Consider the following 12,801-nt stretch of genomic DNA (forward strand, 5'->3'; position numbering starts at 1 on the left):
TGCGCGAAGGATTGCAGTTCGGGGATATCGCGGCGCGGGGTCTTGTGGCAAGCCGGCGTGATGGATTTGCCTGCCGACCCGGCTCGCGCCGGGGCGGATGTCACAGGGCCGAAAGCGTTTCGGGTGGAGTGGGGGCGTCGAGTTTGGGCGCCGTCTGGAACAGCTGGCTCATGTCCCTCAGCGTCTGGGTGGTTCGGCTGGACAGCACCGGCGGCCGCTCGGCGGCGGTATCGGCCGCTGCCTGCTCCTCGGTCTTCTTCTGCGCCTCGGCGGCCTTGGCCGCGATCTCCTCGTCGACGAAGGGCTTGTCGATGCCGGGGATCGGCTTCAGGTCGATGTTCTGGTGCGCGTAGACCATCAGCCGCTGCCACACCATCGCCGGCAGCGAGCCGCCGGTCATGTTCTTGGTCGGCGTGAAATCGTCATTGCCCAGCCACACGGCCGCCGTGTAGTTGCCGGTGAAGCCGACGAACCAGGCATCGCGGTAGGACTGCGTCGTGCCGGTCTTGCCGGCGACGACGATGTTGGGAATTTGCGCCCGCCGCGCCGTGCCCATCACCGGCACGGCCGTCAGCATGGTGTTCATGGATTTCAGGGCCTGCTCGGACAGCACGCGGTGCGGCGGCGGCGCATCCTTGGTCCAGTCGTAAACCACGTCGCCGGTACGCGTGACGAGCTGGGTGATGCCGTGCCGGGAGCCGACGAAGCCGTTCTGGGCAAAGACGCTGTAGCCCGTCGCCTGGTCCATCACGGTCATGCCCGAGGTGCCGAGGACCATCGTCTTGTGCCCTTCGAGCGGCGATTCCACGCCAAACGACTCCGCCAATGCCTTGATCGGCGCGATGCCGAGATGGTCCTTGGCCAGCCGCACCGGCACGGTGTTGATCGACTTGGCCATCGCCATGATCAGGGTGATGTTGCCCGCCGATTCGCCGCTGTAATTATGCGGTGACCAGTTGCCCCAGCTGATCGGCCCGCCAGAAATGATCGAGTTCGGCGTGAAGCCGTGTTCCATCGCCGTGGCGTAGACATAGGGCTTGAACGACGAGCCGGTCTGGCGCAGCGCTTTGGTGGCGCGGTTGAACTGGCTGGCGCCGTAGTCACGGCCGCCGACGATCGCTCGCACCGCACCATTGGTCTCGATGACCACCACGGCACCTTCGGTGACGTTGTATTCCTTGCCGAACTGGCGCAGGTGGAACTCGACGGATTCCTCCGCCGCTTTCTGGATGTTGGCGTCGAAGGTGGTGTGAGCGACCAGCGAGTGCTGGCCGGGCTTGGCGATCTTCTTGACCTCGTCGAAGGCCCAGTCGAGGAAATAGTCGGGACTTTTCTGTTCGCCGCGATCGACGACATCGGCCGGATGCAGCCTTGCCTGCAGCACCTGGCCTTCGGTCATGAAACCGGAATCGACAAGGTTGGACAGCACCACATTGGCGCGAGCGCGCGCCGCCGGCAGGTTGATGTGCGGCGCGTATTTGGTCGGCGCCTTGAACAGGCCGGCGAGCATCGCCGCCTCGGCAAGGTTCAGGTCCTTGACGCTCTTGCCGAAATAGAAATCCGCCGCCGCCTCGATGCCGAACGTGCCGCCGCCCATATAGGCGCGGTCGAGATAGAGCTGCAGGATTTCTTTCTTCGACAGATTGGCCTCCAGCCACAGCGACAGGAAGGCTTCCTTGATCTTGCGCTCGAACGTGCGCTCGTTGGTCAGGAACAGGTTCTTGGCCAGCTGCTGGGTGATGCTGGAGCCGCCCTGGACGACCGAGTTTGCCCGCACATTCTCGAAGATCGCGCGCGACAGGCCGAGCACGTCGATGCCGTAATGGTCGAAAAACCGGCGGTCCTCGGTGGCAAGCACCGCCTTGATGACGTGGTCCGGCATCTCGTCGACCGGCACGGAATCGCGCTGGATGATGCCGCGCTGGCCGATCTCGTTGCCGTACCGGTCCAGGAAGGTGACGGCGAAGTCGCCCTGGGCACGCCAGTCGCCGGTGGTGTCCTGGAAAGCGGGTATCGCCAGCGCCAGCATCACCACCATGCCGCCGGCGCCGAGTGTAAAGCCTTCGCTCAAAAGTTCGATGAAGCCACGGCGCCAGCCCTTGAGACGGAAGCGCCGCGAGAAGATCGTCGCGGCCTCCCAGAACTGGCGCGCCTTGAACCCGATCTCATAGAGAGAGGAATCGAGCCACGCGTCCAGCGCCAGAAGGCGGGAGGCGATCGGACCTCTTCTCTTGCGTGGTTCAGGGTTGACCATTCAAAAACCCGGCTCGGCTCTGGCGCGACCTGAAAACCGCAAGCGGGCAATCTCAGGGCGGCGACCTGTTGGACTATTCATCCATTTTACCGACACCCACAAGGGCGGCGAGGACACAGCCGCAAGGTTTGTCGATAGCCGGCGGGCCGGTTCCTCGCCCGCCGGATTCCGCGGCCGGCGAGCGAGGGGAGATTTGCTTCCCCGAGCTATCAGGCCGCTTCGCGCTTCAGCGCCTGCGCCATGCAATGGATTCCGCCGCCGGTCTTGGAGATTTCGCTCATGTCGACGGCCGCCACCTCGAAGCCGCGCGCCTTGAGTTTCTCGATCAGTGTCTTGCTGGATGTCGGCGCGATCACCCGGTCCTTGCCCAGCGACATGAAGTTGCAGCCCAGCGCCATCGTGTCCTGGAAGGGGACGTCGATGATCTCGTGACCCTTGCCCTTCAGCCAGTCGACGATGCCGGGCTCGGTGCAGGCGAGGCAGACGGCAGTGAGCTTTTCGGCGATCGGCACCACCATCAGGTCGATGTGGACGTAATATTCGTCGATGAATGCGATGCGCGTCTCCCAGCCTTCCTTCTCGAACCAGGCCTGCACCTGGCGGGCGCCTTCCTCCTGCGTGCGCGCGCCGCCGCAGCCGATCAGCACCACGCCGTCCTCGATGACGTTGAAGTCGCCGCCCTCGAAGGTGCCTGCCGTCACCATGTCGTAGATCGGGATGCCGAGCTTTTCATAGGTGCGGATGGCCGCGTAGTTCTCGCCGCGCCGCCACCAATTGGCCATGGCGGTGATGATCGCGCCATAGGGCGTCATGACGCTGGAATCACGGGAATAGACCTGCATCGGCAGTTCCGGCGTCGGCTCGTGCCAATGGATGTTAACGCCGAAATGCTCGTAAGCCGCGACCAGATCCTTGTGCTGCGCCTGCGCGATCTGGACGTTGCAGGGCGCCTCGCGCAGATGTTTTCGCGAGAGCGAGCTGGTCGACAGGTGACGCAGGAAATTCGGCGAGCCGAGCAGCACGTCGGTCAAGACGTCGGTCTCGTTGGCGAAACCCCAGACGGTCAGCGGCTTGGTGCCGCCGGAGGGATTGCGGCGCTGCAGCGAAAACGGCTCGGCGATGATGCGGTCATGAACGGTCATGCGGTTCTCCTCGTGGCTTGTTCTCAAGAATTGGTCGGTCGCGCATTGTTTGGTATCCACCAGTCGCGCCCGCGCGGCGTGGTGACATATTCCGGCCAGCGGAAATTGATCGGCGGCTCGTAGTCGCAGAGCGGGGCGATCCAGTTGGAGCCGCCAACGCCGCCGCCGGTACGGGTGGTGAACTCGCTCATCGCCTCTTCGCGGGCGGTTTTGTCCTCGAGCAGGCGCAGCGCCGCCAGCGCGACCGTCTTGGCAGCGCAGATGACCATCGGATCGATCGTCGCGGGAATGCCGCCCAGCGCATTCATCACCCATGCCGGAAAAGCGTGGCCGTTTGCCGAGCGGAGCGCTGGGCGGGCGACATAGAAGCGCGCGGTCGGCGCGTGCCAGCTCATGTCGGTGTAGTCGTCGGAAGTCGAATTCACCTGCGACGGCGGCAAGTCGCGGCGCAAGATCGCCTCGGCCTCTTGCGGCGAAATCAGCCGCTCCAGTTCGTCGACAAAGGGGTTTTCGGTCGCGGTGCCGCCGGCATTGACCTGGATTTCCCGCGCGATCGTCTTGGCGGCTTCGTCCCAGCGAGGTGGTCCGACAATTGACTGGGCTTCGTAGGCAATCCCGGCCATGGCGTGGTTGGCGAGCCCCGGCCGCGACTTCGACACCCAGTGCCGTTCGTAGCGGCAGCCGCTGATCGCGGCCGCGGCCTGGGCGTTGCGGTCGAGCACCGCCGTCACCTGCTCGGCCATACGAAGCGTCGGCACGCGGATCATGTACTGGATCTCGGCCAGGCCTGCCGGCAGATTGTCGGCCGTGGCCTGGCCAGCCGTCAGGATCGCCTCGCTGATCGACCAGCCGCCCTGGTGCGGGAGCATGGAATCGCGCAACGCCTTGGAGGCCATGAACATGGTCATCAGCGCATCGTTGGCGCCCGGTGCCCGGACCGCCGAATGCGCCTGCGGGATCGGTGCGCCGTCGCCCGCGCGAACCCAATTTTCGGGTTCGTCGCAGACGAAGCGATAGATCATCGCGTAGGCCGCACCGCAATGCGTGTCCCAGCGCGCGGTGTTGCAGAGCGGCAGCATATAGAAGGGATGGAAGGAGATCATGCCGGCAAGGCCGTCATAATAGCCTTTGGCGGCATGGATCGGCTTCGAGCCGCGCACCTTTTCGGCCGGTTCGCCGGTGAAGCGCAGCGTGCCTTGAATACCGTCGCGCTGCATGGCGGCCTTGGTCGCGAGCAGCCCGCCGAGGCTTGCTATGCCGAGCCCCGAATGCGGATCGGTATGGCCGCCGGCCTCGGCGCCAAGGCCAGGCCGTGGCTGCTTCACCGTCACCGCGTCCTGGCAGTTGCCGGGCACTGCGTCATATTCGGCATACATGCCGACGGTCGGTCCGGCGCCGTTTGTCCAGTGGGCGCAGAAGGCGGTCGGCATGCCGCCCGAGCCTTCCTCGACCGAAAATCCCTCGCGCTTGAGCCGATCGACATACCAGGCGGCCGATTGGTACTCGCGCCACGCTGTCTCGCCGAAATCGAAGATGGTGCGTGTCCAGGCCGACAGCAGGGGCTGGATGCCGTCGAGGCAGGCAAGCGCGGTCTCTTGCGCCGATGTCGTCACCGGTTTGTCCATGCCTAAAAGAAAGCAGTGAAGCGGCTCGCCAAAAAGTGATATGTTTTCCCGGTTCGTGCAAATTCGGTTCACCTCTTGAGAATTCCATCCACACAGGCGCTACGCGCCCTCGACAGTTTCGCCAGGCACGGCAGCGTCTGGCGCGCCGCCGACGAACTGCACCTGACCCGCAGCGCGGTGAGCCATCAGCTGCGGCTGCTGGAACGCGACCTTGGCTTCGATCTGCTGGAACGCATCGGCAAGGGCGTGGCGCTCACCCCGCGTGGCCAGCGCTATGCCAGCGACGTGCGCAAGGCGCTGACCGTGCTGGGTGACGCGGTGACGCGCGATGCCGGCACCGGCGTTGGCGGCTCGTTCGCCGTCTCTTGTACGCCAGGCTTCGCCTCGCTGTTCTTGTGCACCCATATCGGCGAGTTCCGGCAGATGTATCCTGATGTGGCGCTGCGCATCCTGACGCCCAGGCGGCTCGACGATGTCAGCAATGCCGATGCCGACGCCTTCATCGCGTTTGGCGTCGGCAACTGGCCGAACCGCATGGCCGAACTGTTGTGCGAAATCTCGTTCACGCCGCTTTGCAGCCCGACGCTGCTCAACAAGGTCGGCGGCTTTTCCCGGCCGGCGGACGTGCTGCGCGCCAATCTGCTCCATCTCGACGACACCGAGGATTGGGCACGTTGGCTGGCGCTGTCCAAGGTCGAAAACCCGGACACCGAAGGGGGTATCTTCTTTTCCGACATGAACCTCGTCTTCTCCGCGGCGATCGCCGGCCAGGGGATTGCCATGGGTGACGAACTGACCAGCCGCCGCGCGCTGAGCGAAGGCCGTCTGGTCAGGCCGTTCGACATCGCGATCAAGTCGCCGCGCTCCTATTTCCTGGTCTCCGAACACGCCAAGGCCTCGCACCCGGTCCTGGAAGCGTTCGCGGGATGGCTGAGGTCGACGCTCTCCGAGAACCGCGTTCAGCCTCATTGAGGGGCAGGGTGGCGCCGGCCCGCCATAGATGAATGAAATTTGCCGATCAGGCGAAAACTATTCGGTTGCGGTGAGCTTCGGCCCTGCCTACGATTTGGCTCAACGGTAAGGATAGAGGCAGGATGCAGCAACCCGGCCGGGCCGCAGAGATCAAGGCAATCGGGATCGGCAAGAGCTTCGGCTCGTTCCGTGCACTGGACAACCTGACGCTCGATATTGGCCGCGGCGAGTTCCTGACGCTGCTTGGCCCCTCCGGCTCCGGCAAGACCACCTTCCTGATGATCCTGGCCGGCTTCGTGCAGCCGACCGAGGGCAGGCTTTTCAGCGACGGCGCCGACATCACCGACCGCCCGGCCGAGCAGCGTGCCGCCGGCATGGTGTTCCAGGGCTATGCATTGTTCCCGCATATGAGCGTCGAGGCAAACATCGCCTTCCCGCTCAAGGTCCGCAAGAAATCGGCCACCGAGATCAAGAAGCGCGTCGGTGAGATGATCGAGCGTGTCGGTCTGATCGGCCACGAGAAGAAATTGCCGTCGCAGCTTTCCGGTGGCCAGCAGCAGCGCGTCGCACTTGCCCGCGCGCTGGTGTTCGAGCCGGGCGTGCTTTTGCTCGACGAACCGTTTTCAGCGCTGGACAAGAGCCTGCGCGGCCAGATGCAGGCCGAGATGAAGCGCCTGCACCAGGAGACCGGCACCACCTTCGTCTTCGTCACCCACGACCAGAGCGAGGCCTTGGCGCTGTCCTCGCGCGTCGCCATCTTCAACCATGGCAAACTGCTGCAGGTCGGGGCGCCGGACGAGGTCTACGACCGGCCGGCCAATCGCTTCGTCGCCGAATTCCTGGGCGAGATCAACATGCTGCCGCTGAAAGGCGTGCGCAGCGCCGATGACGGCGCCACCGGCCTTTGCGAGGACCGCGCCGTCAGCCTGCGCGGCAATCCAACCACTGTCGGTGCCAACGCCATCCTGGCGATCCGGCCCGAACACATGTCGATAGCGCGCGAGGCCGCCGCCGGAGAGAACGGCATTGCCGCGACTGCGATCGCCTCGACCTATCTGGGGGCGGCAACCAAGCTCGACCTCACCACACGCCAGGGTGCCAAGGTAACCGTCTCGGTGCCCAACGAGGTCGCGGCGGCTGCTCTCAGCAAGGGCAATTCCGTCTGGCTGACATGGCCGGCGGAAAAGGGTTTCCTCCTTCCGGACGGAGGACAATGAGCGCCAGTGAGGCCTGATCCGCCGCACCGGCTTCCGTAGTTAAAATCAACAAAAACAAAGGGGAACTGACATGAACATGAACGACACCAAAAAACAGGCCATCGAAACGCTGTCTGAAAGGACGAGACGCGGCGAGATTTCGCGCCGCCAGTTCACGCAGCTAGCGGCGCTCGTGCTCGCCGGCACGCCGATGCTGCTGCGTTCGAGCGGCGCATTCGCCGCTGCGAAGGAACTGGTGCTGGTCAACTGGGGCGGCGACGCCATCACGGCCTATGACGCGGCCTATGGCCAGGCTTTCACCAAGGACACCGGCATCACCGTCAAGATGGACGGCTCGGGCCCGACCGAAGGCGCGATCGCCGCGCAGTTTAAAAGCGGCGCCCCGACCTGGGACCTGGTCGACGTCGACCCGTTCTCGGCCATTACGCTCGGCGCGCAAGGCATGCTCGAGCCGATCGACTACAACATCGTCGACAAGAAGAAGATGCGGCCAGGCTTCGGCTGGGACTATGCCGCCTCGACCTATTTCTTCTCCTATGTCATCGCCTACGATTCCGAGAAATACGGCAAGGATGCACCGACCGGCATGGCCGATTTCTTCGATGTGAAGAAATTCCCGGGCAAGCGTTCCCTCTACAAATGGGGTGTGTCGAGCTGGGAAGCGGCCCTTTTGGCCGACGGTATCGCGCCGGCTTCGCTCTATCCGCTCGACTTGAAGCGGGCGCACGACAAGATATCAGCCTTCAAGGAAAACGTCGTCGCCTATTGGGGCGGCGGCGCCGAGAGCCAGAGCGTGCTGCTCAATGGCGAAGCCTCGATGGCGATCGTCTGGTCGACGCGCGCCTCGCTGATCGAGCAGGATTCCGGCGGCAAGATCAAGTTCATCTGGGACCAGGGCCTGATCTCGCCCGGCGCGCTGGCCGTGCTCAAGAACAATCCCGGCGGCAAGGATGCTGCGATGAAGTTCATCGCCAGTGCACAGGATCCGGAAAAGCAGCTCGTGATGTTCGACAAGCTCGGCCAGGGTCCGGCCAATCCGGCGGCCGATTCGCTGATCCCTGCCGACAAGAAGCGCATCAACCCCGTCGATCCCGAGAACATGAAGAAGCAGATCGCACTCGACATGGATTGGTACGCAAAGAACTACGGTGCGGCACTCGACGAATACACCAAGATCATCTCCGCCTGACCGGCGGCGATGCTGAACTGACATGAGAGGCGTTCTCTCCGACAGGATGGGCGCGGTGCTGTTGATGGCGCCGCTGCTCCTGTTTCTCGGCCTTGCCTATGCCTGGCCGTTTCTCGGCGTGGTGAAGTGGAGCTTCACCTTGCCGACGCCCGGGCTTGGCCAATACAAGGCGTTGCTCACCGACGATCTGGTGCAGTCGGTGTTCATCCGCACGCTGCGCATCGCCGCCATTGTCACAGTTGTGTCAGTCGCCGCCGCCTATGCCATCACGGTGGTCTGGGTGCGCGGCAGCCCGGCGCAGCGCCTCATCGCCGAATTCTGCATCCTGGTGCCGTTCTGGATCTCGGTGCTGACGCGAGCCTTCGGCTGGGTGGCGCTGCTGTCCAATCGCGGCCTGATCAACACCTGGCTGCAGTCGATCGGTTTCATCTCCGAACCGCTGACTTTGGTGCGCAACGAGTTCGGCGTCATTGTCGGTATGACCCATTTCCTCATTCCGTTCGCCGTCTTTCCGCTGGCTTCGGCCATGCGCAGCCTGGACGACCGTGTGCTGCTGGCAGCGCGCGGCCTCGGCTCCAGCCGCATGCGCACCTTCTGGACGGTGTTCGTGCCGATGACGCGCTCCGGTATTATCGGCTCCGCGATGATCGTGTTCGTCTTCTCGCTCGGCTTCTTCGTAACGCCGGCGATTCTCGGTGGCGGCCGCAGCGTGATGATCGCCGAGCTGATCTATCTCAGGATATTCCAGAGCCCGGACTGGGGGTTGGGAGCTGCGATCAGCGTCGTGCTGGTGCTGTTCGTCGGCGCGCTGATGGCGCTCTTGTTCCGTTATGTCAGACCGAAGCAGCTTATCTGATGCCGACTTATCGCCCCGGTCCTGTCTCGCTGGTTATCGCCGCCCTGGTGGCGCTGTTCCTGCTTATGCCGCTGCTCGCCGTCATCCCGGTATCGCTGACGCCTAGCCGCATGCTGGCGATGCCGACGGGTGAATTGTCGCTGCGCCACTATCGGTCGTTGATTGAGGATCCGCGCTGGCTCCAGTCGATTCTGCTTTCGATCCGCATCGGCATTGTCAGCAGCGCCGTTTCAACTGTACTGGCGCTTTGTTTCAGCCTTGGTGTGTGGATGTTCCAGCCGCGCCTTACGGCAGCCCTGGTCGGCTTTGTGCTGTTGCCGATGGTTGTGCCGCCGGTGGTTTCGGCGATCACGCTCTACTTCCTGCTCACCTCAATCTCAGGCGTCAGTTCCTTCTTCGGCTACGACACCTGGCTCGGCGTTGCCATGGCGCATTCGGTGATGACGGTGCCGTTCGCGACCGTGCTGATCCTGGTCTCGCTCAGCCAGATCGACCGCCGCATCGACCTTGCCGCGCGCGGCCTTGGCGCAAGCGTGTGGGAACGCGCCACGCGCATCATCATGCCTAACATCAAGTTCGGCATCGTCACCGCGGCACTGCTCTCCTTCGTGCTCTCCTGGGAAGAGATCGGCGTCACCCTGTTCATCACCTCGGTCAACGCCATCACGCTGCCGCGCCTGATGTGGATGGGCCTGCGCGACAACATCGACCCGGCGATCGCGGCGCTTTCGGTGATTTTGATCATCATCACGGTGCTGGTTCTGGCGGTGAGGAGCCTCGCGGTCAGGCAGCGCGGCGAGCATTAGACAAACCGCACCGAGACTTTGCCAAACCTGCCCAGATCGCCGATCACTTCGTCACCGGCCTCGACGCGTATCGGCGTCAAGCAAGTGCCGGTGATCACCACCTGTCCCGGCTGAAGCGCTATACCTAGACCCGACAGCTCATTGACCAGCCATGTGAGCGCAATACGGGGATCACCGAGGACAGCCGCGCCGGTTCCGTCGTGCCGCGACTTGCCCGAAACAAGACCAGTCACCGGGTACTCCGCGAGATTCACATCGCGCCATTCGTCTTGCGTGGGTTGGCCGATGACAAAGAGATTGGCGCAGGCATTGTCCGCTATCAGCTGCGGCGCGCCGACGGCGCAGAAATCGTCATAGCGTGAATCCGGTATTTCGATCGCCGGGTGCAAGGTCGCCACGGCATCCATCACTTCAGCGATTTCATAAGGTGCCGGGCGAGGTGGGATCTGGCGGCCGAAACGGAAAGCGAATTCGACCTCGGCGACCCGCATCTTGCTCGTCGCCAGCGAGACGGTCCCGCCAACCTCGACCGCTTTCTCCGCCAGCAGGCGCCCGGCCATCGGGCCGTCGACATTGATATGCCTTTGACCGGCAAGGCTGGTTGCCGCGATCTTCCAGCCGAAAAGCGGGGCCGCCGAACGATCCATGACATAGGCCTGGATGGCATAGCCTTCGGTCCGCGTCGTCGGCCGCAACTCCTCAGGTATCATGTCGAGATGGGTGCCGTTGTCCCAATGACTGACCAGCAGATGCGACGCGGCCCTGGCTTGTTCTGGATCGAGCATGGTCAACTCCCGAAAATCGGGAACATGCCCTCTGTCCGGCCAAGCCCGCAAGGAACATTTCATCGTAGGGACCAGCCTATATATGGCAAGACCACGTGACCACGCGCATGGTTCATTTGCGCGGCTCTACCGCGCCTGCTGACGAGATTGTCGGCAAGTCGTATTTTCGAGATCATGGGCGTTCATCATTCCGATGACGAATCGCCATCGTCTTCGCGTGGCGAACCGCTATATCTGCGAAGGGATGCGGACATGGACAGGCTTTGGGAAAGCATTGCCAGTCGCGCAACGGCTTGAGGAAATGGACGATGACCGCGCCCGGTGATTTGCAGCAGGCCTTGTTCCTCAGGTTGAAAAGCGATGCTTCGCTGTCGGCGCTGCTGGGCGGCGCCGGACTGCTCGAGCGGCCAACCGACAACGTCGCCTTTCCCTATGTGACTTCAGGCCAGACCTCTGCCTTCGACTGGAATACCGGCGCCGAGAACAACGATGACCAGCTGATCACGCTGCACGTCTGGTCGAAGGCCCATGGTGAAGCCGAAACGCTTGCCATCATGGCCGCCATCGAGGCACGCCTTGCCGACGCGGTGCTGGTGATCGGCCCGCGTGGCCAGACGCGGCTGTCGCTGGAATTCAGCGAGGCGCGTTATGATGAGGAACTGCTTGTCCATCACGGTCTGCTGCGATTCCGTGCGCTGACGCAGGAAAACGCCTGACGCGCTTTCAATATCATCGAAACGGAGTCTAAACTGGGCTCTCGCGGGTTTCACTGGTGGGGCGGTGAAATCCAGATTGTCTGTCTCGCGTTGCAGGGGTGTGGCGAGCATGGTTTCAGGGCCGTTCACCGTTCATTTCACGTTCAGCACCGATGCGTTACAACGCCGGTCATGAAAACGTTTCGCTCCCATTTCCGAACCGCGACCCTGGCGCTTAGTACCGCCGGGCTGTTTGCGTCGCAGGCAATGGCGATACCGGTGATCGGGCCCGACCAGCCCAGCCTGATCGTCCTGGCCGCATCCGACTGCTATGCGATCGGTCAGCAGGTCGCCGAGCAGAATGGCGGAACACTCGCCAAGGCCTCGGCGTCGACGCGTGGCGGCCAGCCGGTCTGCGTCATCGTCGTGCTCGTGCCCGGCAAAGACGGGCAGCGTCCGCGCCGCTCCGAAATCGTCGTTCCACAGAACTGACGCAGTCTTCCCTTCCTACAGGGCTCCGTTTCCCAGGCCGGCGGAATCGGCCTATATCTGAAACCTCAACAGGCATTGGTCCCCGCATGCGCGTACTCGTTGTCGAGGATGACAAGGATCTCAACCGGCAGATTTCGGATGCGCTGGTCGATGCCGGCTATGTCGTCGACCGTGCCTTCGACGGCGAGGAAGGCCATTTCCTCGGCGACACCGAGCCTTACGATGCCGTCGTCCTCGACATCGGCCTGCCGCAGATGGACGGCATCAGCGTGGTCGAGCGTTGGCGTCGCGGCGGCCGCAAGATGCCGGTGCTGATCCTGACCGCGCGTGACCGCTGGAGCGACAAGGTGTCCGGCATCGATGCCGGTGCCGACGATTACGTCACCAAGCCGTTCCACATCGAGGAGGTGCTGGCGCGGGTCAGGGCCCTGATCCGCCGCGCCGCCGGCCACGCCTCGTCGGAACTGACCTGTGGGCCGCTGCGTCTCGACACCAAGGCTTCGAAGGCCGATGTCGCCGGCGTGCCGCTGAAATTGACCTCGCACGAATTCCGGCTGCTTGCCTATCTGATGCACCACATGGGCGAGGTCGTTTCGCGCACCGAACTGGTCGAGCATCTCTACGACCAGGATTTCGATCGCGATTCCAACACAATCGAGGTCTTTGTCGGGCGGCTGCGCAAGAAGATGGGCATCGACATGATCGAAACCGTGCGCGGTATGGGCTACCGCATGCGTGAGCCGGAGGCGTAAGGCGGAACCGCTCGCT

12 protein-coding genes are annotated in these 12,801 nt (G+C 63.4%); 8 read left to right on the forward strand and 4 right to left on the reverse strand.

The window, feature by feature from the left end:
* Positions 1–100: 100 nt before the first annotated feature.
* The 3 genes from O7A70_RS28325 to O7A70_RS28335 form a co-directional block, all read right to left on the reverse strand.
* Positions 101–2,254, reverse strand: a complete 2,154-nt coding sequence (locus tag O7A70_RS28325) for a transglycosylase domain-containing protein (protein ID WP_337143302.1) — start codon at positions 2,252–2,254, stop codon at positions 101–103.
* Positions 2,255–2,463: 209 nt separating this feature from the next.
* The gene (locus O7A70_RS28330) at positions 2,464–3,396 is read right to left on the reverse strand and encodes a dimethylarginine dimethylaminohydrolase family protein (RefSeq protein WP_027143943.1); all 933 of its coding nucleotides are present in this window, start codon (positions 3,394–3,396) and stop codon (positions 2,464–2,466) included.
* Positions 3,397–3,419: 23 nt separating this feature from the next.
* Positions 3,420–5,021 carry an amidohydrolase gene (locus O7A70_RS28335; RefSeq protein WP_337143303.1) on the reverse strand — a complete coding sequence of 534 codons (1,602 nt, stop codon included), beginning with the start codon at positions 5,019–5,021 and terminating at the stop codon, positions 3,420–3,422.
* Between the two features lie 75 nt (positions 5,022–5,096).
* Between O7A70_RS28335 and O7A70_RS28340 the strand changes: the two genes are divergently transcribed.
* The 5 genes from O7A70_RS28340 (at position 5,097) to O7A70_RS28360 (ending at position 10,061) form a co-directional block, all read left to right on the forward strand.
* The gene (locus tag O7A70_RS28340) at positions 5,097–5,993 is read left to right on the forward strand and encodes a LysR substrate-binding domain-containing protein (protein ID WP_337143304.1); all 897 of its coding nucleotides are present in this window, start codon (positions 5,097–5,099) and stop codon (positions 5,991–5,993) included.
* A 122-nt stretch (positions 5,994–6,115) separates the two neighbouring features.
* A complete protein-coding gene (locus tag O7A70_RS28345) occupies positions 6,116–7,210 on the forward strand; it encodes an ABC transporter ATP-binding protein (protein WP_337143305.1) in 1,095 nt (364 codons plus the stop codon).
* A 76-nt stretch (positions 7,211–7,286) separates the two neighbouring features.
* Positions 7,287–8,399, forward strand: coding sequence for an ABC transporter substrate-binding protein (locus tag O7A70_RS28350; RefSeq protein ID WP_337107831.1), 1,113 nt, complete (start codon positions 7,287–7,289; stop codon positions 8,397–8,399).
* Positions 8,400–8,421: 22 nt separating this feature from the next.
* Positions 8,422–9,255, forward strand: coding sequence for an ABC transporter permease (locus tag O7A70_RS28355; protein WP_337143306.1), 834 nt, complete (start codon positions 8,422–8,424; stop codon positions 9,253–9,255).
* The gene (locus tag O7A70_RS28360) at positions 9,255–10,061 is read left to right on the forward strand and encodes an ABC transporter permease (protein ID WP_337143307.1); all 807 of its coding nucleotides are present in this window, start codon (positions 9,255–9,257) and stop codon (positions 10,059–10,061) included. The genes O7A70_RS28355 and O7A70_RS28360 overlap by 1 nt, the downstream gene beginning before the upstream one ends.
* On the opposite strand, the gene O7A70_RS28365 is transcribed toward O7A70_RS28360, so the two are convergent.
* On the reverse strand, positions 10,058–10,846 hold the full coding sequence (locus O7A70_RS28365; RefSeq protein WP_337143308.1) for a 2-keto-4-pentenoate hydratase: 789 nt from the start codon (positions 10,844–10,846) through the stop codon (positions 10,058–10,060). The two genes, O7A70_RS28360 and O7A70_RS28365, sit on opposite strands and share 4 nt — an antisense overlap.
* Before the next feature lie 308 nt (positions 10,847–11,154).
* Here O7A70_RS28365 and O7A70_RS28370 point away from each other — a divergent pair, with 308 nt between their 5' ends.
* The 3 genes from O7A70_RS28370 (at position 11,155) to O7A70_RS28380 (ending at position 12,785) form a co-directional block, all read left to right on the forward strand.
* Positions 11,155–11,562, forward strand: coding sequence for a DUF3168 domain-containing protein (locus O7A70_RS28370; RefSeq protein WP_337143309.1), 408 nt, complete (start codon positions 11,155–11,157; stop codon positions 11,560–11,562).
* Positions 11,563–11,733: 171 nt separating this feature from the next.
* Positions 11,734–12,033, forward strand: a complete 300-nt coding sequence (locus tag O7A70_RS28375) for a hypothetical protein (RefSeq protein WP_337143310.1) — start codon at positions 11,734–11,736, stop codon at positions 12,031–12,033.
* A gap of 86 nt (positions 12,034–12,119) precedes the next feature.
* Complete coding sequence (locus tag O7A70_RS28380; protein WP_027143933.1) at positions 12,120–12,785, forward strand: response regulator transcription factor; 666 nt, start codon at positions 12,120–12,122, stop codon at positions 12,783–12,785.
* Positions 12,786–12,801 lie beyond the last annotated feature (16 nt).

This window comes from Mesorhizobium sp. Cs1299R1N1 (assembly GCF_037179655.1).
Taxonomy (GTDB): Bacteria; Pseudomonadota; Alphaproteobacteria; order Rhizobiales; family Rhizobiaceae; genus Mesorhizobium; species Mesorhizobium salmacidum.